Genomic DNA, 23,135 nt, shown 5'->3' with positions numbered 1-23,135 from the left:
CTAACCGAGGTAAATCCCGGAATTAAACTCCAGCAGCGTCCTTCAGGGCCGCAGCCTTGTCGGTCTTCTCCCACGGGAAGGCAGTGAAGGTCTCGCCATTCACGGTCATTTCGTACGGGTCGCGACCGAAGTGGCCGTAAGCCGCAGTGGCACGGTACATCGGGTGCAGCAGGTCCAGCATGCGGGTAATCGCATACGGACGCAGGTCGAAGTGCTCGCGGACCAGGGCGATGATCTTGTCGTCGCCAATCTTGCCAGTGCCGAATGTGTTGATGGAGATCGACGTTGGCTCTGCAACACCAATGGCGTAGGACACCTGGATCTCGCAACGGTCGGCCAGGCCGGCAGCAACGACGTTCTTGGCAACGTAACGGCCAGCGTAAGCTGCGGAACGGTCAACCTTGGAGGGGTCTTTGCCGGAGAACGCGCCACCACCGTGACGGGCCATGCCGCCGTAAGTATCAACAATGATCTTGCGACCAGTCAGGCCACAGTCGCCCACCGGGCCACCGATCACGAACTTGCCGGTCGGGTTGATGTGAAACTTGGTGTCGGCGTGCAGCAGTTCGGCTGGGATCACGTGCTTGACGATCAGCTCCATAACCGCGTCCTGCAGGTCTTTCTGGCTGACGTCCTCGTCGTGCTGGGTGGACAGCACCACGGCGTCAATGCCGGTCACAATGCCGTTCTCGTAGCGGCAGGTTACCTGGCTCTTGGCGTCCGGGCGCAGCCAGGGCAGCAGGCCGCTCTTGCGGGCTTCGGCTTGGCGCTCTACCAGACGGTGGGCATAGCAGATCGGCGCAGGCATCAGCACGTCGGTTTCGTTGCTGGCGTAGCCGAACATCAGGCCCTGGTCTCCGGCGCCTTGATCTTCCGGCTTCTGACGGTCAACGCCCTGGGCAATATCGACAGACTGCTTACCAATGATGTTGATCACGCCACAGGTGTCGCCATCGAAGCCAACCTTGGAGGAGGTGTAGCCGATGTCCTTGATGACGGAACGAACCAGGTCTTCCAGATCAACCCAGGCGGATGTGGTGATTTCACCGCCGACGATGGCTACACCGGTTTTCACCAGAGTCTCACAGGCAACACGGGCGTGCGGGTCGTCCTGCAGGATTGCATCCAGCACGGCATCGGAAATCTGGTCAGCCAGTTTATCCGGATGGCCTTCAGAGACCGATTCAGAAGTAAAGATGCTGTAGTCAGACATAGTTTTGGCTCCTATATGAGCAATTAAGCGTCGGCCGGTTGTCGTTGCCACCGGAATCCAAGGGGTTATCGGTGGCTGATTGTATATCAAAAAAAATTGATATGGTTTAAAAAAGTTCAGTTTGTTAACTGGTCCCTGCGGATTTCCAGAACTCGCGAACCTGAATCTGGAAGCCGTTGCGTAGCCCTATAAAGAGCGACTCTCCACTGCTGAGGCCCGCGTCCTCGGCCCAGCTGGTCAGCTCCTCAGGTTCGAAGCCAAGCCACAGATCCCCGCAATTTTCCGTTACCCAATTCTGGTCGTGGCTGCACAGGTCGCTGATGATCAGGCAACCTCCGCCGTTCATCAGCGCGGCCGCATCCAGAAAAATGTCGGCCGGGCTGGGAACGTGATGCAGCACCATGTTGGCAACCACCAGGTCAAAGGCATCGCCCCGAGCCAGCAAGGTGTCGGTAACGCCTTCGATCAGGTCAATGTTGTTCAGCCGCTCCTCAATGCAGGTACGGGTCGCCTTGGCCAGCATGTCGCGGGAGTTATCCAGCGCAACAACGTGGCGGCAGACCTCTGCCATGACCTTGAGGAATGCGCCTTCGCCAGGTCCAATTTCCAGTCCAGTTTGCCAGCTGTGTTTTACCGCTCTCTGACGAATCAATTCGGCGGTGGGCTCTGCGTAGAGCTCGAACGCGGCAATCAGTTCCTGTTGTTCGCGGAACTGCTCCGCATGGCGTGAGAAAAACGCCTGGGACTGGTCCGCTCTCTGGGTGCGGATGGCCTCGATTTTCTGCTCCAGATGCAGCGGGAGCGGAATCTGGTCCACCATCTCAAACACCTGACGCACGGTCTGGTCCACCAGTTTGTCGCTGTCCAGGTGCAGCGGGCGACGATAGAAGATGGCGTTGCCTTCCCGCTGCGGTTCCAGCAAGCCAGCCTTGGTCATGACCTTCAGGTGATGGCTCATGCCGGACTGGCGCATATCAAACAGCTGGCTCAGCTCAAGCACCCCGAAGGTATCGCGCCGAAGTACCCGCAGGATTTCCAGGCGCAGCGGATCCCCGCTTGCCTTATAGATAGGGGCAAGGGCGTCTACGTTGACGGTTTCGGGCTGGTTTGGGGTGGTCATGCTAGTCATGGGAAGGGAGTTTAGAAGGTAAAAAGTGGTCAATCAATAGTCATATCAAAATATTTTGATATAGATCTCTTGTGGCCAGGCGGACTCTCGGAAATCCACAGCAAAGACTTTTGACTATCCGATTTGCCCCGACGCCTACTAATCGGCGAAAATACGCGCCTATTTTTTGATCCGACCCTTTTCTTACGTCTAAGTCAGTGGAGAACCGACAATGCCATCTCGCAAAGATCTAGCCAACGCCATTCGCGCGCTGAGCATGGATGCGGTGCAAAAAGCCAAGTCCGGCCACCCGGGTGCGCCCATGGGTATGGCGGATATCGCAGAGGTGCTGTGGAATGAGTACCTGAGCCACAACCCGGCTAACCCGGAGTGGGCCAACCGCGACCGCTTTGTAATGTCCAACGGTCATGGCTCCATGCTGGTGTACTCACTGTTGCACCTGACTGGTTACGATGTCTCCATTGATGACCTGAAAAACTTCCGTCAGCTTCACTCCAAAACCCCGGGCCATCCTGAGTATGGCTATACCCCGGGCGTTGAGACCACCACCGGCCCGCTGGGTCAGGGTATTGCCAATGCCGTTGGTTTCGCGATTGCCGAGAAAGCCCTGGCGGCTCAGTTCAACCGTCCCGGCCACAACATCGTTGATCATTACACCTACGCCTTCCTGGGCGACGGCTGCCTGATGGAAGGCATCTCCCACGAAGTCTGCTCCCTGGCCGGCACCCTGGGTCTGGGCAAGCTGGTGTTCTTCTATGACGATAACGGCATCTCCATTGATGGTGAGGTTGAGGGCTGGTTCACCGACAACACCCCTGAGCGCTTCAAAGCCTATGGCTGGCAGGTGATCCCGGCGGTCGATGGCCATGACGCCGAAGCGGTGCGTAACGCCATTGAGCAGGCGCGTGCCAACACCGACCAGCCGACACTGATCTGCTGCAAGACCATCATCGGTTTCGGTTCACCGAACAAGCAAGGCACCGAGAGCTGTCACGGCGCGCCCCTGGGTGATGACGAGATTGCCCTGTCCCGTGAGAACCTGGGTTGGAACCACGGGCCGTTTGAGATCCCTGAAGACGTCTACGCGGGTTGGAATGCCCGTGATAAAGGCGCTGCTGCTGAGCAAAGCTGGGACGAGGCATTCGCTGCCTACCAGCAGGCTGAGCCGGAGCTGGCCGCTGAGTTCAAGCGTCGGGTAGCGGGAGACCTGCCAGCGGACTTTGCAGAGAAGGCACAGGCGTACATTCAAGAGCTCCAGGACAAAGGCGAAACCATCGCTAGCCGCAAAGCCTCCCAGAACTGCCTCAATGCCTACGGCCCGCTGTTGCCGGAGCTGATGGGTGGCTCAGCCGACCTGGCCGGCTCCAACCTGACGTTGTGGAGCGACTGTAAAGGCCTGACCCGTGACGATGCCTCCGGTAACTACATTTTCTACGGTGTCCGTGAGTTCGGGATGTCGGCGATCATGAACGGTATCGCGCTGCACGGCGGTTTTGTACCTTACGGCGCAACCTTCCTGATCTTTATGGAATACGCCCGTAACGCGGTCCGTATGGCGGCACTCATGAAACAACGTGCCATCCATGTCTACACCCACGACTCCATCGGCCTGGGTGAAGATGGCCCGACCCACCAGCCCATCGAGCAGCTGGCGAGCCTGCGCACCACCCCGAACATGAGCACCTGGCGTCCGGCCGATGCGGTTGAGTCCGCGGTGGCCTGGAAGTCTGCGCTGGAGCGCAAGGACGGCCCGACGGCGATGATTTTCTCCCGTCAGAACCTGCCGCACCAGGCCCGTAGCGCCGAGCAACTGGCAAACGTGGCCAAGGGTGGCTACATCCTGTCTGACAGCGAAGGCACACCTGACCTGATCCTGATCGCGACCGGCTCCGAAGTGGGCCTGGCCCAGGACGCGGCCACCGCGCTTCGCGAGCAGGGTAACAAGGTTCGTGTGGTTTCCATGCCGTCTACGGATGTGTTCGAAGCCCAGGGTGCAGAGTACAAACAGCAGGTGCTGCCGCTGGAAGTGACCAACCGTATTGCCATCGAAGCGGCGATCGAAGACTACTGGTACAAGTACGTGGGCCTGGATGGCCGGGTTGTGGGTATGACCACGTTCGGCGAGTCCGCCCCTGCCGGTGAGCTGTTCAAGGAGTTCGGCTTCACCGTTGAAAACATACTGGCCGTCGCACAGGAGCTGCTGGAAGCCTGATGTCCGCCCCGGCGCCTTTTCGCGTTGCCATTAACGGCTATGGCCGTATCGGACAGTGTGTCCTCAGGGCTCTGTACGAGAACGGCTTTCGTGACCACCTTCGGGTGGTCGCGATCAATGAGCTGTCGGATATCGACACCATTGCCCACCTGACCAAGTACGACTCCACCCACGGTCGTTTCCGTGGCGAAGTGGTGGTTGAGGGGAGCCAGCTGCTGGTGAACGGCGACCGTATTAATGTGGTGAGTTGCCAGGATCCGTCAGAACTGCCTTGGGCCGAGCTGGATGTTGATCTGGTGCTGGAGTGCTCCGGAGCATTTTCCGACCGGGCCACGGCGGAACAACACCTGGCGGCGGGTGCCAAGCGGCTGTTGTTTTCCCAGCCTGCTGAAGCAGATGTCGATCGTACCGTGGTGTTCGGGGTGAATGAGCGCTCACTGATGGCGGCGGATCGAATCGTATCCAACGCCTCCTGTACCACCAACTGCATCGTGCCAGTGATCCAGGTGCTGGACGAGGCCTTTGGGGTTGAGCAGGGCGTGACGACCACAATCCATGCCGCCATGAACGATCAGCCGGTGATCGACGCCTACCACCACCACGACTTGCGCCGCACCCGCAGTGCCTTGCAGAACATCGTGCCGGTGGACACAGGTCTTGCTAAGGGGATCGAACGACTCTTGCCCCGGATGAAGGACCGTTTCAGTGCAGTGGCGATGCGGGTGCCGACAACCAATGTGTCGGCCATAGACATGACACTGAATGTACGCCAGGAAACCTCGGTAGAGCAGGTGAATGCCCTGTTGAAGCAGGTCGCCGGCGGTGCGCTTAACGGCATTCTCGGCTATACCGATGAATTGCTCGCCAGTTCCGATTTCAACCATGACGCCCACTCTGGTGTGGTCGATGGCGGCCAGACCCGGGTAACCGGTGGTCGCATGGTCAAGGTGCTGTGCTGGTTTGACAACGAATGGGGCTTTGCCAACCGGATGCTGGATGTCAGCCGGAGCTGGCTGGAACTGAATTAAACGTAAACACTGATTATTTTTGAAGAGACGACCTTATGGCCATCAAAAAAATGACCGATCTGGATCTCGCCGGTAAGCGCGTACTGATCCGGGAAGACCTGAACGTACCTGTCAAAGACGGCAAAGTGACCAGTGACGCCCGCATCCGTGCATCGCTGCCGACCATCCTGGCTGCCCGGGATGCTGGCGCCAAGGTCATGCTGATGTCTCACCTCGGCCGTCCGGAAGAGGGCGTCTATGACGAGGCCTCCTCCATGAAGCCCGTGGCCGATCACCTGTCAGGCCTGTTGGGCCAGGGCGTGCGTCTGGTGAAAGACTATCTGGACGGTGTTGAGGTCGCCGACGGCGAAGTGGTGCTGTTTGAGAACGTTCGTTTCAACAAGGGCGAGAAGAAAGACGACGAGGGTCTGTCCAAGCAGTACGCCGCGTTGTGCGACATCTACGTGATGGATGCGTTCGGCACCGCACACCGTGCCCAGGCCTCTACCCACGGTGTCGCTCGTTTTGCACCTGAAGCCTGTGCCGGTCCGTTGCTGGCGGCTGAACTGGATGCCCTGGGTAAAGCGTTGGATAAACCCGCCAAGCCGGTGGTTGCCATCGTTGGTGGCTCCAAAGTATCCACCAAACTGGATGTGCTCAACGCTCTGTCCGAAATTTGTGACCAGTTGATCGTGGGTGGCGGTATCGCCAACACCTTCCTGGCCGCGGCCGGTCACCCGGTAGGAAAGTCCCTGTGCGAGCATGACCTGGTGGACACGGCCCGGGACATTGCCAGCAAGGTCAACATCCCGCTGCCGAGCGACGTGGTTGTTGCCAGCGAGTTTGCCGAGACGGCGGAAGCCACCACCAAATCCATCGATGAAGTGGCTGATGGTGACATGATTCTGGATGTCGGCCCGCAAACCGCAGCCCAGTTCGCCGAATTGCTGAAATCTGCCAAGACTATCCTGTGGAACGGCCCTGTGGGCGTGTTCGAGTTTGATCAGTTTGGCAATGGCACCAAGGCGCTGGCGGATGCGATTGCCCAGAGCGATGCTTTCTCCCTGGCGGGTGGCGGCGACACCGTTGCCGCCGTTGACAAGTATGGTGTGAGTGAGAAGATTTCCTACATTTCCACCGGGGGCGGAGCCTTCCTGGAATTTGTGGAAGGTAAAGTGCTGCCGGCCGTAGCCGTACTCGAAGAACGCGGCGCGTAAGAAACGTTTAAACCGAATTCAGATTAATTAAGGAGAATACCCATGGCCCTGATTTCCTTGCGCCAGATGCTGGATCACGCAGCGGAGTATGGCTACGGTGTGCCCGCGTTCAACGTTAACAACCTGGAGCAGATGCGCGCCATCATGGAAGCGGCCGACAAGACCGACTCCCCGGTGATCGTGCAGGCGTCCGCCGGTGCCCGCAAGTACGCCGGTGCGCCGTTCCTGCGCCACCTGATCCTGGCTGCGATTGAAGAGTTTCCCCATATCCCGGTGGTGATGCACCAGGATCACGGCACCAGCCCGGCCGTGTGCCAGCGCTCCATCCAGCTGGGCTTCAGCTCCGTTATGATGGACGGCTCCCTGGGGGAAGATGGCAAGACCCCGACCTCCTACGAGTACAACGTGGACGTAACCCGTCGTACCGTGGAAATGGCCCACGCCTGTGGTGTTTCCGTTGAAGGTGAGCTGGGCTGCCTGGGTTCCCTGGAAACCGGCATGGCCGGTGAAGAAGACGGCATCGGCGCAGAAGGCAAGCTGGACCACAGCCAGATGCTGACCGACCCGGAAGAAGCGGCCGACTTCGTCAAGAAGACCGGTGTGGATGCCCTGGCGATTGCTATCGGTACCAGCCACGGCGCCTACAAGTTCACCCGTCCGCCGACAGGGGACATCCTGGCGATCGACCAGATCAAGGCCATTCACCAGCGCATCCCCGGTACCCACCTGGTTATGCATGGTTCCAGCTCGGTACCTCAGGACTGGCTGGCCGTGATCAACGAGTTCGGCGGCGAAATCCCGGAAACCTACGGTGTGCCGGTTGAGGAAATCGTGGAAGGCATCAAGCATGGTGTGCGTAAGGTCAACATCGATACCGACCTGCGTCTGGCCAGCACTGGTGCCATCCGTCGCTTCCTGGCGCAGAACACCTCAGAGTTCGACCCGCGCAAATACCTGGCGGCTTCCGTCAAGGCGATGACCGATATCTGTATCGACCGTTACGAAGCCTTTGGCTGTGCCGGCAACGCCAGCAAGATCAAGCCAGTCAGCCTGGACGCGATGTTCGAGCGCTATGCCTCTGGTGAGCTGGATCCGAAAGTGAACTGATCCGGTTCTGATCGGACGTACCTGAAGAGGGGCAGATGTGATATCTGCCCCTTTTTTATTGAGTCCATTTCCTGAATACGCTTAAACCCTGATCATCCCCACCTTGTAAATTTCCGCTCGCCAACAATAGTTATTCCAGTTACCCATCACTTTTGTTGCGAGAGGCATCATGGAGTTCAAGGACTATTACGCTACCCTCGGCGTCAGTGAGTCCGCTGCGCCGGAAGAGATCAAGAAGGCCTACCGAAAGCTGGCGCGGAAGTACCACCCGGACGTCAGCAAGGAAGCGGATGCCGACGAGAAATTCAAGGACGTCGGGGAGGCCTATGAGGTGCTTAAAGACCCCGAGAAACGAGCTGAGTATGACCAGCTTCGCCAGTACGGATCTCAGGGTGGGCAGTTTGAGCCACCACCGGGCTGGGAAAGCGCGGCTCATTTTGGTGGCGGTGGCTATACCCATGCCGATGCCCGCGGGTTCAGCGATTTCTTCGAGTCGATATTCGGTGGCGGCGGTGGCCAACGGGGCGGGTTTGGCTTCCGTCACCAGGCCAGCATGCGAGGGGAAGATGTGCATGCCCGCCTGTCGCTGTTTCTTGAGGAGGCGTTTCATGGTTGTGAAAAGCAAGTTCAGTTCACGGTCCATGAAATGGACGAGCATGGCCATGTCCGGGCTCGCCAGAAAACCCTGAAGGTGAAGATTCCCCAAGGGATGCGGGAAGGGCAGCACATTCGCCTGAAAGGCCAGGGGGCACCCGGGATTGGGGGCGGAGAAGCCGGAGACCTGTTCATTGAAGTGGAACTGGCGCCCCATCCGCATTTCACCATTGAGGGGCGGGATATCTTCGTAACCGTGCCGATTTCGCCCTGGGAAGCGGCGCTGGGCGCCACAATCACCGTGCCTACCGTGGATGGTCGGGTCAATGTGAAAGTGCCCAAGGGGTCGTCCAGTGGTCGAAAACTGCGCCTCAAGGGCAAGGGGTTACCGGGCAAACACCCCGGTGACGAGATTGCTGTGCTCCAGATCGTGATGCCTGAACAGCACAGTGAAAAGGCGGCAGAGTTGTATGCGAAGTTAGCCGAGGCCGAGCCGGCCTTTAATCCGCGAAGCAAGTTGGGCGTGTAACGGGAGCGGCACCATGGCAAAGAGTGAACCCATTTATGATGTGGAGCTGATCGACGCCCACACCACTTTCACCCTGCGAGAGTTCTGTGAACGCGGTGAAGTTCATGCCGAGTTTGTCATCAAACTTGTGAATTACGGTGTGATTTCACCTGTCGAGGAAGGTGAGGTCCGAGAGTGGTGTTTTGACCTGCCGGCCCTGGCCCGGTTACGGAAGGCGCAACGGCTGCAGCGGGACCTGGACCTCAATGTACCGGGGCTGGCGATGTCGTTGGACCTGCTGGATGATGTTCAGTCGTTGCGGCGGGAGGTAGAGCGATTGAACCATCAGTTACGACAATTGATGGGAGACTGGTGAATGCTGGGTTTTCTGGTAGGCTCTCTGGGAACTTTTTGAATGACGGCAGGATCTTAGCGTCTCACGTCAATAACAGGTAAGGAGTGAATATGGGCGAGGCAAAACGTCGCAATGAGACCGGCAAGCCGGCAGACCGGAAGACGGGTGGTGGCAAGACCGGAGTGATTGTGGCCGTGGTGCTGTTGGTGGTCGCGCTTGTGGCCGGTGTGTTCTGGGTAACCCAGCCCCCGGAGCCCGAGGCAGAATCCCTCCCGGTAGCGGCCGCCAATGCTGAACCTTTCCCTGCGGAGCTGGACCGGTTCGGTGTCAGCATCGGCGATGCGGATGCCCCTGTAGTGGTTCGTGAGTTTGCAGACTTCCAGTGCCCGGCCTGTGGTCGCTTTGCTGAGGCCAGTGCCCAGCTCAAGGATGAATACGTTTCGTCCGGCAAGGTCCGTTTTGTCTTCTTCGACCTTCCATTGGGCCAGCACCAGAACGCCATGCCCGCAGCTATGGCCGCGCGTTGTGCCGGTGATCAGGAGGGTTACTGGGCAATGCATGACCGAATCTTTGCCAATCAGACCGAGTGGAGCAACTCCAGCGTTGCCAGCGAGATCTTCGCCCGCTATGCCAGAGAGTTGGGGCTTGAAGAACGTCGTTTCAGCCGCTGCATGGAGAGCGAACTTCATCGAGAAGTCATCGAGAACAGTGTTGAGGTCGCCAAGCGCATTCGGGTCACCAGCACACCGACAGTGCTAGTGGACAGCGTTAAGCTCAGCCGTCCAGGCTGGGGACAGCTGTCAGCGGTTGTCGAACGGGAGCTTGGGACCCGTTCGGAGTAAACTTTTTGAGGGACTGTTAATTCGTGCAATATTTCCCGTGATCGTGACATGTGTTCGTATTAAATGAGCCAGATGATCTATCATGCCGGCCCGTGGATGCGGGGATACCCCGAATAAAGTACATCTAACAGGGAAAAGACATGAAAAAAGCAGTAATCGCTGCGTCGGTTTCGGCGTTGATGGCCATGAGTGCGCACGCGGAAGTTGATAGCACGCCCAAGGGCTATGTTGGAGTAAACCTGTCTCGGTTATCGGTTGATATCGATGAGGCGCCAGATACCTTTAATTACGGTCACCTTTCTTTTCGGATCGGTGGGCGCCTCAACGATTACATCGCAATTGAAGGTCGTGCTGGGTTTGGGGTAACGGATGACTCCATTAGCGGCAATGGGGCAGAGGTTACTGTTGAAACCAAGCGTAGCATTGGTGGCTATGTGCTTGCGGGAATCCCCAACCAAACTCCGGTGTATCCGTATGTGATTCTGGGCTACACCGGCATCAAGTCAGAGGTTACCGCCAGCGTCTACGGTGCCACGGTTTTTAACGACAGTGGCAGTGATGACGATGTCTCCTATGGGGTAGGTGCCAATGTCTCCATCACGGAACGTTCGGACTTTAACCTTGAGTATCTGGTTCTGTATGAAGACAGTGAAGTTGAAATCAGTGCCCTTACAGCGGGTCTGATGTACCGATTTTAAGTTTGTCGATAACGCCCCGCATCGCCGGGGCGTTTTTCTTGTGGCGCGGCATCGGTTAAAATTCGCCCGCCGTCACCGATACGGCTTATTTAAAATGGGTTTAATGCTCCGGATTTACGATCCGGTCAGCAGGAGAAAGAGATGACTGATACCGTCGTAGTCTGCGCGCTGTACAAGTTCGCAGTTGTCGAAAATTTTGAAGACCTTCGCCAGCCTCTGCTTGACCTGATGCTTGAGCAAGGGGTGTGTGGCACCTTGTTGCTGGCTCGTGAGGGCATCAATGGCACCATCGCTGGCAGTCGTGACGGCATTGATGCGGTCAAGGCGTGGATTAATAGCGACGAGCGCTTTGAGGGCGTGGACTACAAAGAGTCGTTTGTTGATATCCAGCCGTTCAAGCGGACCAAGGTGAAGCTCAAGAACGAGATTGTCACCATGGGCGTTGAGGGCATCGACCCGAAGCGGGTGGTGGGTACTTACGTTGAGCCGAAAGACTGGAACGACCTGATTTCAGACCCGGACGTGCTGTTGGTGGACACTCGTAACCAATACGAAGTCGAGATTGGCACGTTCAAGAACGCCGTTAACCCTGCAACTGACACCTTTCGCGAGTTCCCGGACTACGTCAAGCAGAACCTGGATCCGGCCAAGCATAAGAAGGTGGCGATGTTCTGCACCGGCGGTATTCGGTGTGAAAAGTCTACGGCTTACCTCAAAGAGCAGGGGTTTGACGAGGTGTTCCACCTCAAGGGCGGCATTCTCAAGTACCTGGAAGAGGTTCCCGCTGAAAACTCCCTCTGGCAGGGTGAGTGCTTCGTTTTTGATGACCGGGTAACGGTGAATCACCAGTTGGAGCGGGGCGCTTTTGATCAGTGCCATGCCTGCCGCCGGCCGGTTACCGAGGAAGACAAACTGCGTCCGGAATATGAGCAGGGCGTGAGCTGCCATCAGTGTATCGGCAGCCTGAGTGAGGCGCAGAAGGCCCGTTTTGCCGAGCGTGAGCGCCAGATGCGGTTGGCGGAGCAGCGCGGGGAAAGTCACGTGGGCGGAGACGCCGCCCGGGTAATTGCCGAGCGCAAAGCCCGCAAGAAAGCTGAGCGTGCCCGTCAGGCCGCCAAGAGCGTTGCCGGAGAACAAAGCCAGGCCTGATGGCCTGGCTCGCTGGGTAGCCCCGAAGTGTCAGTGCCGGGGCTGCCTAGACCCGGTTTCGCAGTCCCAGCTCGTCCGGATAAGGGCTGAGGTAGTGTTGCAACTCCACATAGTCCACCGGTTCTCTCCGCTGGGCCATCCGCAGCAGAGTCATCGGCACGATTAAAGGCAGCTCGCCGCGTCGGTATGCCTCGATTTGTTCCAGCAGTACCTGGCGGTCGGCATCGCCGATGGCCTCCCTCAGATATCCCATCAGGTGTTGCATCGCATTGACATGAGCTCCGCGGCTCACCTTGCAGGTCATTGCGGCCATGAACCCCTCAATGTAACGCTGGGCGACAGCTTCCAGCGACTGATCCTTCAGATTCGACAGCAGTGGCCCCAATTGGCGATACAGCGGTTCGTTATGGGCCAGAAGCTGGAACTTATGACGGGTGTGGAACTCGATCAGGGCCTTGGCTGTGAGGTCCGAGGCGACGTTCAGCAGCCAGTCGTCGTACGCGAATACCCGCTCGATAAAGTTCTCCCGCAGGCCATCGTCATGGAGCCGCCCCTCTTCCTCGACCGGCATCAGTGGGTGCGCCTGCATCAGCGCAGCGGCAAACAGGCCTCGGCCGTCGCGATGAACGACCTGGCCTTCGGCATTGTGAACCTTGATGCGCTCCATGCCACAGCTGGGAGATTTGGCCATGAGGATGTAACCACGAAGATCACCCAGGGTAGGAATCACCGCCTTGATGACGTGCTCCATGGCTTCCGTATGGTCGTGGGTGCTCTTGGTTTCTATCAGCCGGAGTTCGCCATCAATGTCACGGATATGGATGGCAGGGCGGGGGACGCCCAGTCCTGCCGCCATTTCCGGGCAGACCGGGCGGAAGTCGAAGTGTTTGGCCAGGATCTGGGTGCAAAACCTGGAATGTTTATGACCGCCGTCATGACGGACTTCCTGGCCCAGCAGGCAGGTACTGATGCCGACAGGTATACCGCTCACACGCTCATCCCCTTGTGGTTTCCTTGACCCTCAAGTCTAAACCGAATGGGGACGGGCTGTGAATCCGTGGTCTCTCAACGCTCAGTGGCCATAGACCAGCATGGTGGTGTCGGAAATAACGAAGTCGGTGAAGTAGACGCCACCAATGCTTTGGTTACCAATGCGGAAGGTGGGCATGTCGATGTCCGCACGGAACTCGACGTCGTGGATCGACATCCCCTGCATGCCGGACGTGGCGCTGGTGCCTGCGGAAATGCTGGCAGCCAGGTTGGCCATGCCGAAATGCCCCAGGGTATCGTTGCCCCGGCGGTTATGGACCTGGAGTCCTTCAATCCCAACCGCGGCCAGGTTGAAGATCAGGATAACGTCGGCCACGTCCCAGTTTAAGGAGCCGTCATCAATCCGGAAATGGCTGCTGATCTGCAGTTCAGAGCCCTGAACCACATCTCCGTTGGGGCGGGTGTAGCTGGTGCCATCATTGCGAACCACAATGTCTGTGGGGCCAAGGTAGCCGGTCAGGAATATGTCTGAGAACAGGGTAGTGCTGGCCGGGTTTCCTCCGGTGACGATGCTGTCAATGCCCAGCTCGAAGTCGATGGCATTGAGGTAGTCGTTGACGTTACTGGGGTCGCCGCTGGTGACCGGGCTCAGGTGCATCACCAGGTCGCCATCGTTGAACTGTTTGCCATATTGGCCACCGACCGAGTAGGTGCCCATCGCGTAGGCGACATCGGGGTTGGCTGGGTCGAGTATTCCGTCGGCGCCTCGGCGGGCCAGCTCCGAAAATCCGTAGTCCAGTATCTCACCATCGCCGGCAACATCGATGGTGAGCTTCATGTTATCCAACATCGTGCCGTTGTGGCCGGACAGGTGGAAATTGTTGATGTCCAACGGGGCGTCATCGACGTAGCGGATCTGGCCGATGTCGATGGTTGCCGCCATTTCGATGGTGATCCCGCTGGTTCCGCCATTAGCCGCCTGCGCGCCTGCACCACCGCCGGCATCTACCCCGGCATCCAGTTCGACGACAATGCCAGATTGGCCCGTGATACCTGCCAGTTCCCTGTCACTGATGGATTCAATGGCACAGACAGGAAACGATGCGACCGACAGTGCGAGCAAAGAGAAGGGAAGTCTCGTTCCCCACGAAGCCTTGAATGACATGATGTCCCCGGTCCTTTTGTCCTTGTTGTTTTCGTTCTTCGTTATTCCTGGCTGCAGGGAACCACTTAATCGACGCAGCTTACATCGGGTTTTGTTACATGTTGTTACGATAGGGTGATTTGTGATCAGGGTCTGTGAGCGATATCACAGACCCTGACACCGGGTCAGGCGGGTGATTTGGGGTGGGGTGCTGTCGGGGTTTGGATCGACAAGGCCTCTACAATCAATTGCTTCTGATGGTCTCCAAAGCGCTTGATGTGATCGGCGGCCAGGGCTTTATCCCGGCTCAGTACGGCTGCCGTCAAACCCTGGAAAAACGTCGCTGTCCGCTCCAGATCCTGTTGGTAGCGCTCTGAACTCAGGTAATAGGTGCGGCTGACCGCCGGCTTGAAATTGGTCAGCGCCTCGGTGAGGTAGGGGTTGCCCACCAGCTCGCAACAGGCATCCATGACGGCAAAGCTGGCCTCGACGACGGCCAGCACATTGCCCCGGTTGTTCAGGCATTGGCTCACCAGGCGGATGTTGGACAACACCTTCTCCAGGCCAGGCTCGGTCCAGGTGTCAATCAGGCGATCGGCAAGCATCTGTAGCAGGTGCATGTAGACGTCATAGAGTTCCGTGGCATGTACCGCATCGAGCTGGCTGGCCGACGCGCCTTTTCTTGGGGCGATATCCACCAGATGCCACCGTTCCAGAATGTACAGGGCCTCTTTGACCGACGCCCGGCTGACTTTCAGGGTTGCTGCCACCCTGGCTTCGTGGATGCGCTCCCCAGGCTGGACCGTCCCCGTCATGATCTGCTGGGCGAGGTAATTGGCTATCTGTTCAGCAAGGGTGTTGGGTGGCTGGAATTCCATAACGGTTACATCTGTTCCTCAGGCATCCTGAATCCGGTCTGTGGCAGGAAGTGCCGGAACCATTCAACGGCCTCCCTGATGCGGGCAGTTTAGCACAGCCCCCAAGAGCTCAATTCGTCCGTTGGCGCTGATTTGTCTTTCAGGGCCATGTTCCACTGGCGAGTTCTTGCTCATTTGACTATTGTTAAATTGTAGGACAATAATGCAGGTGTCGCCATCAAATGTGGCGCTGGTCCGACCTAGGGCGATTGCCTGGTCGGATATGACACCAAGACATCGAATGGGCCGGAGCGAAAACTATGACAACCCAGAGCAAGACCCTTTCCACAGACACGGCACGCCGACGGCTGCTATTGAAACTCAAGAAATACAGCTACCTGATTTCCATGCTGCCGCTGGCCATACCGCCGTTGTTGCTGCTGGCCGGGCAATCTCTGGACATGGTGAACCTGTTTGCCTGGGGCACACCCGTGGTTGTGTTCGGGCTTATCCCGGTGCTGGATTTGCTGCTGGGTAAAGACGAACTCAACCCGAACGAGGACGAAGAAGTACCGTCCATGATCCAGGAGCGCTTCTACCGCGCCCTAACGTTGGGGTGGGTCGTCCTGTTCGCCGTATTGCTGGTCTGGAGTGCGACGGTTGCCGCCGGAGGGGCATTCAGTACATTGGGTATTGTCGGCTGGGTCCTGTCGATTGGTATTGTGGGCGGCCTGGGCATCAATGTGGCCCACGAGCTGGTTCACAAGGACGACAAGCTTGAAACCTGGGCGGGTGGCTTCCTGTTGTCATTGGTGTGCTACGCCGGCTTCAAAGTAGAACACCTCCGGGGGCATCACGTGCACGTGTCCACGCCAGAAGATGCGTCGTCGTCCCGCTATAACCAATCCCTCTACAACTTCCTTCCCCAGGCCTATCTCCGTAACTTCCTCAATGCCTGGAAGCTTGAAGCCAAGCGCTTGAAGGGCAAAGGGCAGAACGTGGTGAGCTGGCATAACGAGCTGATCTGGTGGTACGGCATTTCTGCCATGGTTCTGGTTGGTTTCACGGTGGCGTTTGGCTGGTTGGGCGCGGCGTTTTTCCTGGGGCAGAGCTTTATTGCCTTTACCCTGCTTGAGATCGTCAATTACCTGGAGCATTACGGTCTGCACCGTCGCAAGCTGGACAACGGTCGTTACGAACGAACCATGCCGGAGCACAGCTGGAACTCCAATTATTTTCTCACCAATGTGTTCCTGTTCCACTTGCAGCGCCATAGTGACCACCACGCCTACGCCAAGCGCCGATACCAGATCCTGCGCCACCATGAAGTCGCGCCCCAGTTGCCTGCGGGTTACGCAACCATGGTTGTGCTGGCCTGCATCCCGCCACTGTGGAAGCGGGTCATGAACCCTCGGGTTGAAGCCTATTACAAAGGTGAAGAGCACCAGTTGGTGTGAGGTTGAAGAGGTAGGTTTGGTCTTATCTTATGGGGGCATGTGCCCCCTTTTTATTTGTAAGGAGTGTTACCGGGTTCTCCTGTACAGGTTTTAATCCTGCGCATGGGCGTTATAATCGGTCGAGGCTCAGGATGAGCCAATAATCGACTGATGTTTCTTCAAGGACTGAAGATATGCCCGATGCCTCCACCCCCCTCTCTCAGGGGCTGCAGTTTACTGCCCGCATTGGCGGCTTGCCCGCTGACCTGTTTGTCGTCGTTGGCTTTGAATTCACCGAAGCCCTGTCCCAGCTATTCCATGGCAAGTTGGAACTGGCCAGCTTTGACCCCACCGTTGCAGTTAACGAGGTGTTGGAACAACCGGTCGAACTGGCGATCTGGCAGGACGGCCAATTACTCCGCCGCTTCACCGGCGTGGTGTCCGAATTTGCCCGCGGCGACAGCGGCCACCGCCGCACCCGTTACGAGGTGGTGGTGGAACCCCCGCTGTGGCGGCTAGGACTGATGCACAACAGCCGCATCTTCCAGACCCAGACCCCGGATGCCATCCTGAAAACCCTGCTGGAAGAACGCGGCATCGCGGACACCGTCTTCGACCTCAAGCGCACCCCCGCAGAACGGGAATACTGCGTCCAGCACCGGGAAAGCGACCTGGCGTTCCTCCAGCGCCTCGCAGCGGAAGAGGGCTGGCACTACCGGTTTGACCTCGACGCCGACAACCAGCCACTGACGATCTCAGACCATCACGGCGACACCGTCACCCTGCCAGAGGTCACCTACAACGCCGCCGCCGGCGGTAACAGCCGGCAACTGGCGGTCTTTGCGTTCAACTACCGGGAACGGGTTCGCGCCGCCTCGGTAGCGATGAAGGACTACACCTTCCAGAACCCCGCCTACGCCCTGATGCACGAACGTGCTGCCACCAATCTGGATGGCCAGCGCGACGATTACCAGCATTACGACTACCCGGGCCGCTTCAAGGCCGATGCCAGCGGCACCGCCTTCACCCAGGCCAAACTGGAGGCCCTGCGCAACGACGCCAGCGTGGCCAGCGGCAAGAGCAACCGCCCCGACGTCGCCGCGGGCACCAAGCTGCCGCTGACCGGCCACAGCCAGGACAGCCTCAACCGCGACTGGCTGATCACTGGCGTGGTCCACACCGGCAAGCAGCCCCAGGCCCTGGAAGAAGAGGGTGGGAGCGAGCCCACCACCTACCACAACGAATTCCAGGCCATCCCGGCGGATCGCACCTGGCGGCCACAGGCCAGCCACCGGCCGCTGATGGACGGCCCCCAGATCGCCATCGTCACTGGCCCCGCCGGCGAAGAGATTCACTGCGACGAACACGGCCGGGTCAAGGTGCGTTTCCCCTGGGACCGCTATTCAGACAACGACGAACACTCAAGTGCCTGGCTCCGAGTTAGCCAGGGCTGGGCCGGTGGCCAGTACGGCTTTATGGCACTGCCCAGGATTGGCCACGAAGTCATCGTCAGTTTCCTCGACGGCGACCCCGACCAGCCCATCATCACCGGTCGCACCTACCACGCCACCAACACGCCGCCCTACGCACTGCCGGAACACAAAACCCGCACCGTGCTGAAAACCCAGACCCACAAGGGCGAGGGCAGCAACGAGCTGCGGTTTGAAGACGAAGCCAACCAGGAACAGATCTACCTCCACGCCCAGAAAGACCTGGACCTGCTCACCGAAAACGACCGCACCGAAGTCATCAAACACGACAGCCACCTGACGGTGGAGAACGAGCGGATCAGCCACATCAAAGCCAATGACCACCTCACGGTGGACGGTGAGCAGCGCCTCAAAGTTGGTGGCGATTACAGCCTTACCGTCAACGGCAGCCACCACAGCCGCCAGGGAACGTCCCAGCTGATTGAGGCCGGCAACGAGATTCACCATAAGGCGGGGATGAAAATCGTCATCGAAGCAGGTGCCGAAGTTACCCTCAAAGCCGGTGGTAGCTTCGTCAAAGTCGATCCCAGCGGTGTCACCGTGTCCGGGCCGATGGTGAAGATGAACTCTGGGGGGGCTCCGGGCAGTGGAAGTGGTGTATCCGCGCAGGTGCCCAAACAGCCAGGCGTCCTTTCGGATCAGGGGCAGCCGAACAATGCCTCGGCGCAGCTGGCGCAGGCATCTCAGCGGCCGGTTGCTTCCGAAGAGTCACGGTATGCCGTGGTGTCAGCTCAGACACAGCATGCCCCGCTGTTGAAACAAGCCGCCCGGGAAGGGGCATTGACGGTCACCGCTTGTGAGTTTGATGAACATGGACGCTGCACATTACATAACCACGCTTGAATGCGTTGCCCCGAGAGCCTCAGCACCTGAAACATATGATTACGCCATTTTAGAGCTGGCGGCCTCGGACAATCTGCTAGAGCAGATCTACTCCGCAATGAGTCATGAGCGACTTCAGTGGTGGAGTCTGTTCGAGGGGACTGAATGGCAGGATGCCTGGGAAAATGGGCCGGTTTTGGTCGACCTTCGGAGCGCCGCAGATTTCCGCCGGCAATTATTGTCGCAACTCGAGTCAGCTTCGTTGGGTGTGGTGTTTGAATCCGAGCTAACCGTGGAAACGCTTCGGCAAAACCTCGCGGCCAGGCTGTGCGGCAGCCAAGCCGGAGCCGGCCATCTACTTAGGTTCTATGAACCAAGAATGATTGCTCCCTTATTGAGTGCCCTGGTTGAACAGAAACGCCAGGCCTTGTTGGTCCCGGGGTGTCGTTGGTATTGGCACGATGGCCATGGCTGGCGCGGAACTGTTGCCATAGAGGATGGGCACTGCGGAAGTTGGGAGAGTGAGCGAATGTTGGTGACACAGCAGGAGCTCCGGGAGGCCGAGGTTTACTGGGTGGCTGGGGAGGCGTGTGGTTACGCCGACCACTATGCAAAAGCACTGACCTCGGTTGAATCCCCCAAACACTGGGTATTCAACTGTCTCCAATCAGCAAGGGAGGCAGGTTTTCAGAAGACCGGACATATGGAACGCTGGCTGCGACTGGCGATTCAACACGGCGCTGATTTTCCGCGTCTTGAACCTTTTCGGTCCACCTTATCCCGCGATGACCTTGCCCTCACGGAACGATTAACTGCTATGGAAAGCACGCCGGAGAAGTCACATGCAAACGCATAAAGTTCAGGCGGGAGACACCCTGTCTGCCATTGCCGATCGGTACCAGACAACGGTAGACGAACTTCAGAGCGTAAACCCGCAGATCACCGATATTGATTACATCCAGGTAGGCTGGGAACTGAAGATTCCGGCAACGGATGTCGCAGAGGCCGCGAACGATGCGCAACCATTGCCGCCTCCCCGTTCAACCGGCGACGAATCCAGTGGCCAGGCCTCCTGCACCGAATGCTCGGATGAATATGCCGAAGTCATTCACGTAACTGGGGCTGGCGATGATGAATGGTGTGTGGCGTTACCGGAAGAGGCCGCGGATGACCTTTACCGGGAGATTGCCGCAATTGATGCGCTAATGGCGGAGTTCAGCCAGGCGCAAAATGCAGCCGAAAACCCTCAGGCGGGCGAGCCTGGCCCCAAGCGTCAATGGATGCAAAAGGCTTCAGAAATGGGGGTGATCGACCCGGCACCGGACGAGAACGACGATGAGGACGCGAACAAAGCATCCCGCATCAGTTCCGAGATCGCCGCCATTGACGAACAGATCGAGTGGTACAACGATTTTGACTCGGACTACCTGTGGTCAGCGGTGAATGATTCGGCAGAAATGCGTGAAGACATCCTGACCACTGCCAAACAGCGACGCCTGGAAATGCTGCGCCAAGAGCGCCGGGATCTGGTCGCTTCGCTTGGTGAGGGCACCGCATCCAGTGGCGTAAAAGGCAATGGCGTTGCTTCTGAAAATTTCCTGACCTCTCATGGCAACAGCATAGAGCGCGGCTTTGGAGCTGCGCGAAGTTCCCATCGGGAAACCGGCGTCGTGGAGGTGATGGTTTTCAGTCGCCCGGGACGCTGGTACTACATTCGTCGTGAAGCCTACCAGCGGCTGGTAACAGCCTATGCCTCCGTCCGTTATGTCCGTAAAACCCGTGCCATATCCAACATGTTGAGTGACCCGTCTGGCACCGCCAGGGCGCTGATCGGACAAATTCGGGAGGGTATTGCTGCAGATGCTGCCAAGAGCCCGATTGGCAATATTGAAGTGAAGTTCTATGAATCCAGCGATGAACACTACCTGCTGGGAGAGGAGCATTCCAAGCTGACCTGGAATTCTGGTGGCGATGACGAAAGCCCAACCGAGAACAACTTCCAAGTCAGCGCTGAGGCACACTTAATGCGTTTTGCTATGCAGGCCAGCGCGGGCGTCAACGCGTTCGACCTCAGTACCGGCGAAATTGATATTGGTACCAAAGCCAGTGCCTCCATGGCGCTGTTGGAGGCTGAAGCGAAACTCGCTGAAGTTTTTGTGCCAGACGAAGCGGGTTGGGATTGTCGCTTTACCTACCGCAACCGTAATGGCGAACTGACCGACATGGCCTTTGGCGCTTTCCGTTTCTCAGGCGACATTACTCTGAACTGCTTTGTGGGCGGTCGTGTAAGTGGGGAGGCCAATGTCAGGTTGTCCACTGGCGCAGCTTCGTTTTTGCTGTCGGACAAAAAGAAAGTTGAAGCAAGCCCTGGTGCCGGTCTTGCGGTGTCAGGCAATGCCTTCGCCGGGGCGGAAGTTGGCGGTGCAGTTGGTGGAAAGTTCAGTTGGGTACACCCGGATGAGCAGTTCAAAACGAACGCTAACTGGCAGGATCTGTTCAAGATTTCTGCGGGTGGGACGTTGGCGCTGGGAGTTGGGGCGGGGTTTGATTTTCGGCTCCAGGTTGTAAGAGGGAAGGTGGTTCTGGCCTGTAAGGGGCGCCTCGTGTTTGGGCCTGGAGCAAGCGGCGCTTTTGGTAGCGAAATAGGAGCTGACAAAGTCTGGAACTTGGCAAAGACGGTCTTCGAAGTATTAGCTGAGGCCGACTATCACTTTATCTCCAATATTGATGATGAACTTTTTACACAGTGGACGCGGGCTCTGTATTTAGGAATAACGGATCAGGCCCAGGACATAGCTGAACTTCTGAGTAGCCCAATTCGGAGTTTTAACGAAGTGTGGTCGGCGCGGGCAAGTCGTAAAGACGCAGCTGAATTGCTTGCTGCCAGAATCATAAGAGAGGCTAAGCAAAGCGCAAAACTTGATGACCTTCACTTCAATGGACTGCCGTACCATCGCCTTCCGCCAGAGACGCTGGGCATGATGATGTCGACACTCTGTGAAACGTTTATTGAGAGCTGGGAAGAGGACCAGGAAAAAGCCCTGTTAATCATTGTTTCGCAGATCAAAACCTGGCGTCAGTTCTTTGAGTCTCTCGAACATATGTCAACAGATGGTACAAAGGTTGACCCAATGAGTAGCCTAAGAATGATGGCCGCCATTCTTGATGATGGTGTTTCAGATAGCCAGCTCTCCCAATTTCATCAATGGATTACATCGGATCTGGCAATAAAGCCCACCAAGAGGTCACTTAATTTGGCTTGGGTGCCGGTACCCCTGCAGCAAAAGTCTGAGCGATTGCGGCACCGACTGGCAATGCTCCGTGATCCCAACAACAGTGCCTGGGCTTAGTGCTGGGCACACCTGAAGCCTTGGTCCATTAGATACGAGCTTTCAGTTGGCGGGATGTTATCTCTAAGTATGGTGGTACTTGCGCTATCTGATGTGCGAAATCCTCCAGATCTGATGACTTTGGTCTCGCCAGTCTCGGGGCCTTGAGGATTACTGCTAGGACTTTCCTGATAATAAGTATCTGAATACCAGTCGTTGATCCATTCAGCACTGTTTGATGTGAGATGGTGAATGCCGAGCGGGTTCGGTGGGTAGCTGTCAACCGGGACCGTTTTCATAATTCCGTCGTCGCCAGGAGAATTGACGCCTCTAACCCATTGCCCATTGTTCGTAGCAAACAGAACGTTTTCTCCCCGATTGCGGGCGGCATACTCCCACTGGGCCTCGGTTGGCAGGTCGACGGATCTGTTCGCCAGTTCGCCAACCCAGAGGCAGTAGTCCTTAACTTCCTGCCATTCCTTGGTCCACGCAGGCAAGTTTGGTTCGAACAGGTGCTGTCGGTCTTCACGGGAGCGAAGTTCCGGGGCATAGGGGGCTTTGCCCATGACCGCCCGGTATAAATCGAAATCACCCAGCGTGGTTTCGTATTTCGAGAGGTAGAAATCGTCCAGCGTTACTTCGTGGAGCGCGTCATTGTCAGGCCAGATGTCCGCGTGGCAGGTCTCTTCTGAACCTGGCTCACAAGGCACACCAAACTCCCCCATCATGAAGGTGCCTCCTTCGACAAATACCATGGTATCTATCGCGCGGACCACCAATTCAGTGACTGCCTTTTTCTGGGAGGAAGGTAGGTCCGGGTGATTGTTCTCAACCCGATCCATAATGGCTTCAATGTCGGTGTTACTGAGAGTTTCGCTGGCAATGGGGGAACAGCCAGCCATCAGGCCTGCAGCAATCAGTGGTATCGCGTAACGCATGCGTGCTCCGTGCAAAGGTTGGGAACGATCCATGTTCCCACGCATTCTACCAGCTGGCGTCATTGGGGAAAATCGCTGCTCAAGTTGGTGTGCCCCAC

General features: G+C 57.6%; 19 protein-coding genes. 13 read left to right on the top strand and 6 right to left on the bottom strand.

The window, feature by feature from the left end; translation table 11 throughout:
• Positions 1-22 precede the first annotated feature (22 nt).
• Positions 23-1,213: a methionine adenosyltransferase gene (gene metK, locus BMZ67_RS16355; protein ID WP_092025716.1), complete on the bottom strand. Its 1,191-nt coding sequence runs from the start codon at positions 1,211-1,213 to the stop codon at positions 23-25.
• 124 nt (positions 1,214-1,337) lie between these two features.
• Positions 1,338-2,342 (bottom strand): metalloregulator ArsR/SmtB family transcription factor, encoded by a 1,005-nt coding sequence (locus BMZ67_RS16350; protein WP_425434254.1) that lies wholly within the window; start codon positions 2,340-2,342, stop codon positions 1,338-1,340.
• 211 nt (positions 2,343-2,553) lie between these two features.
• Between BMZ67_RS16350 and tkt the strand changes: the two genes are divergently transcribed.
• The 9 genes from tkt to trhO all read left to right on the top strand — a co-directional run bounded on the left by tkt (position 2,554) and on the right by trhO (position 12,031).
• The gene (gene tkt, locus BMZ67_RS16345) at positions 2,554-4,554 is read left to right on the top strand and encodes a transketolase (RefSeq protein WP_092025711.1); all 2,001 of its coding nucleotides are present in this window, start codon (positions 2,554-2,556) and stop codon (positions 4,552-4,554) included.
• Positions 4,554-5,582: a type I glyceraldehyde-3-phosphate dehydrogenase gene (gene gap / locus BMZ67_RS16340; RefSeq protein ID WP_092025708.1), complete on the top strand. Its 1,029-nt coding sequence runs from the start codon at positions 4,554-4,556 to the stop codon at positions 5,580-5,582. The genes tkt and gap overlap by 1 nt, the downstream gene beginning before the upstream one ends.
• A 35-nt stretch (positions 5,583-5,617) precedes the next feature.
• Positions 5,618-6,778: a phosphoglycerate kinase gene (locus BMZ67_RS16335; protein ID WP_092025705.1), complete on the top strand. Its 1,161-nt coding sequence runs from the start codon at positions 5,618-5,620 to the stop codon at positions 6,776-6,778.
• Positions 6,779-6,820: 42 nt separating this feature from the next.
• A complete protein-coding gene (gene fba / locus BMZ67_RS16330; RefSeq protein ID WP_092025702.1) occupies positions 6,821-7,885 on the top strand; it encodes a class II fructose-bisphosphate aldolase in 1,065 nt (354 codons plus the stop codon).
• Between the two features lie 169 nt (positions 7,886-8,054).
• Positions 8,055-9,008 carry a DnaJ C-terminal domain-containing protein gene (locus BMZ67_RS16325; protein ID WP_092025698.1) on the top strand — a complete coding sequence of 318 codons (954 nt, stop codon included), beginning with the start codon at positions 8,055-8,057 and terminating at the stop codon, positions 9,006-9,008.
• A gap of 13 nt (positions 9,009-9,021) precedes the next feature.
• Positions 9,022-9,363 (top strand): chaperone modulator CbpM, encoded by a 342-nt coding sequence (locus tag BMZ67_RS16320; RefSeq protein WP_092025696.1) that lies wholly within the window; start codon positions 9,022-9,024, stop codon positions 9,361-9,363.
• Positions 9,364-9,452: 89 nt separating this feature from the next.
• Complete coding sequence (locus BMZ67_RS16315) at positions 9,453-10,184, top strand: DsbA family protein (protein WP_092025694.1); 732 nt, start codon at positions 9,453-9,455, stop codon at positions 10,182-10,184.
• Positions 10,185-10,324: 140 nt separating this feature from the next.
• Positions 10,325-10,882, top strand: coding sequence for a porin family protein (locus BMZ67_RS16310; RefSeq protein ID WP_092025691.1), 558 nt, complete (start codon positions 10,325-10,327; stop codon positions 10,880-10,882).
• A 141-nt stretch (positions 10,883-11,023) separates the two neighbouring features.
• A complete protein-coding gene (gene trhO / locus BMZ67_RS16305) occupies positions 11,024-12,031 on the top strand; it encodes an oxygen-dependent tRNA uridine(34) hydroxylase TrhO (protein ID WP_092025689.1) in 1,008 nt (335 codons plus the stop codon).
• Positions 12,032-12,077: 46 nt separating this feature from the next.
• On the opposite strand, the gene BMZ67_RS16300 is transcribed toward trhO, so the two are convergent.
• The 3 genes from BMZ67_RS16300 to BMZ67_RS16290 all read right to left on the bottom strand — a co-directional run bounded on the left by BMZ67_RS16300 (position 12,078) and on the right by BMZ67_RS16290 (position 15,043).
• Positions 12,078-13,022 (bottom strand): YbgA family protein, encoded by a 945-nt coding sequence (locus BMZ67_RS16300; RefSeq protein WP_092025686.1) that lies wholly within the window; start codon positions 13,020-13,022, stop codon positions 12,078-12,080.
• 81 nt (positions 13,023-13,103) lie between these two features.
• Complete coding sequence (locus BMZ67_RS16295) at positions 13,104-14,186, bottom strand: DUF6160 family protein (protein WP_139214391.1); 1,083 nt, start codon at positions 14,184-14,186, stop codon at positions 13,104-13,106.
• 164 nt (positions 14,187-14,350) lie between these two features.
• Positions 14,351-15,043: a GntR family transcriptional regulator gene (locus BMZ67_RS16290; RefSeq protein ID WP_092025679.1), complete on the bottom strand. Its 693-nt coding sequence runs from the start codon at positions 15,041-15,043 to the stop codon at positions 14,351-14,353.
• A gap of 299 nt (positions 15,044-15,342) precedes the next feature.
• Between BMZ67_RS16290 and BMZ67_RS16285 the strand changes: the two genes are divergently transcribed.
• The 4 genes from BMZ67_RS16285 (at position 15,343) to BMZ67_RS16270 (ending at position 22,120) form a co-directional block, all read left to right on the top strand.
• Positions 15,343-16,479 (top strand): alkane 1-monooxygenase, encoded by a 1,137-nt coding sequence (locus BMZ67_RS16285; RefSeq protein WP_092025675.1) that lies wholly within the window; start codon positions 15,343-15,345, stop codon positions 16,477-16,479.
• 173 nt (positions 16,480-16,652) lie between these two features.
• On the top strand, positions 16,653-18,791 hold the full coding sequence (locus BMZ67_RS16280; protein ID WP_092025672.1) for a type VI secretion system Vgr family protein: 2,139 nt from the start codon (positions 16,653-16,655) through the stop codon (positions 18,789-18,791).
• Positions 18,760-19,626 carry a DUF4123 domain-containing protein gene (locus BMZ67_RS16275; protein WP_175481954.1) on the top strand — a complete coding sequence of 289 codons (867 nt, stop codon included), beginning with the start codon at positions 18,760-18,762 and terminating at the stop codon, positions 19,624-19,626. Before BMZ67_RS16280 ends, BMZ67_RS16275 begins: the two co-directional genes overlap by 32 nt.
• Positions 19,613-22,120 carry a LysM peptidoglycan-binding domain-containing protein gene (locus tag BMZ67_RS16270; RefSeq protein WP_092025666.1) on the top strand — a complete coding sequence of 836 codons (2,508 nt, stop codon included), beginning with the start codon at positions 19,613-19,615 and terminating at the stop codon, positions 22,118-22,120. The genes BMZ67_RS16275 and BMZ67_RS16270 overlap by 14 nt, the downstream gene beginning before the upstream one ends.
• Here BMZ67_RS16270 and BMZ67_RS16265 read toward each other — a convergent pair.
• Entirely contained in the window at positions 22,117-23,070 is a 954-nt protein-coding gene (locus BMZ67_RS16265) for a formylglycine-generating enzyme family protein (protein WP_245750019.1), read from the bottom strand. The genes BMZ67_RS16270 and BMZ67_RS16265 overlap by 4 nt on opposite strands.
• Between the last annotated feature and the right edge of the window lie 65 nt (positions 23,071-23,135).

The organism is Marinobacter zhejiangensis, assembly GCF_900114775.1.
In the GTDB taxonomy this organism is placed as follows: Bacteria; Pseudomonadota; Gammaproteobacteria; order Pseudomonadales; family Oleiphilaceae; genus Marinobacter; species Marinobacter zhejiangensis.
The sequence above is the reverse complement of the archived record's forward strand: the minus strand, read 5'-3'. Positions and strand labels throughout refer to the sequence as shown.

Excerpts from the sequence above, each read along its gene's own strand:
- metK (WP_092025716.1), bottom strand. The coding sequence starts at position 1,213 with ATGTCTGACTACAGCATCTTTACTTCTGAATCGGTCTCTGAAGGCCAT.
- BMZ67_RS16325 (WP_092025698.1), top strand. The coding sequence starts at position 8,055 with ATGGAGTTCAAGGACTATTACGCTACCCTCGGCGTCAGTGAGTCCGCT.
- BMZ67_RS16350 (WP_425434254.1), bottom strand. The coding sequence starts at position 2,342 with ATGACTAGCATGACCACCCCAAACCAGCCCGAAACCGTCAACGTAGAC.
- fba (WP_092025702.1), top strand. The coding sequence starts at position 6,821 with ATGGCCCTGATTTCCTTGCGCCAGATGCTGGATCACGCAGCGGAGTAT.
- BMZ67_RS16320 (WP_092025696.1), top strand. The coding sequence starts at position 9,022 with ATGGCAAAGAGTGAACCCATTTATGATGTGGAGCTGATCGACGCCCAC.
- tkt (WP_092025711.1), top strand. The coding sequence starts at position 2,554 with ATGCCATCTCGCAAAGATCTAGCCAACGCCATTCGCGCGCTGAGCATG.
- trhO (WP_092025689.1), top strand. The coding sequence starts at position 11,024 with ATGACTGATACCGTCGTAGTCTGCGCGCTGTACAAGTTCGCAGTTGTC.
- BMZ67_RS16310 (WP_092025691.1), top strand. The coding sequence starts at position 10,325 with ATGAAAAAAGCAGTAATCGCTGCGTCGGTTTCGGCGTTGATGGCCATG.
- BMZ67_RS16285 (WP_092025675.1), top strand. The coding sequence starts at position 15,343 with ATGACAACCCAGAGCAAGACCCTTTCCACAGACACGGCACGCCGACGG.
- BMZ67_RS16275 (WP_175481954.1), top strand. The coding sequence starts at position 18,760 with ATGGACGCTGCACATTACATAACCACGCTTGAATGCGTTGCCCCGAGA.
- BMZ67_RS16335 (WP_092025705.1), top strand. The coding sequence starts at position 5,618 with ATGGCCATCAAAAAAATGACCGATCTGGATCTCGCCGGTAAGCGCGTA.
- gap (WP_092025708.1), top strand. The coding sequence starts at position 4,554 with ATGTCCGCCCCGGCGCCTTTTCGCGTTGCCATTAACGGCTATGGCCGT.
- BMZ67_RS16315 (WP_092025694.1), top strand. The coding sequence starts at position 9,453 with ATGGGCGAGGCAAAACGTCGCAATGAGACCGGCAAGCCGGCAGACCGG.
- BMZ67_RS16295 (WP_139214391.1), bottom strand. The coding sequence starts at position 14,186 with ATGTCATTCAAGGCTTCGTGGGGAACGAGACTTCCCTTCTCTTTGCTC.
- BMZ67_RS16265 (WP_245750019.1), bottom strand. The coding sequence starts at position 23,070 with ATGGATCGTTCCCAACCTTTGCACGGAGCACGCATGCGTTACGCGATA.
- BMZ67_RS16270 (WP_092025666.1), top strand. The coding sequence starts at position 19,613 with ATGCAAACGCATAAAGTTCAGGCGGGAGACACCCTGTCTGCCATTGCC.
- BMZ67_RS16290 (WP_092025679.1), bottom strand. The coding sequence starts at position 15,043 with ATGGAATTCCAGCCACCCAACACCCTTGCTGAACAGATAGCCAATTAC.
- BMZ67_RS16280 (WP_092025672.1), top strand. The coding sequence starts at position 16,653 with ATGCCCGATGCCTCCACCCCCCTCTCTCAGGGGCTGCAGTTTACTGCC.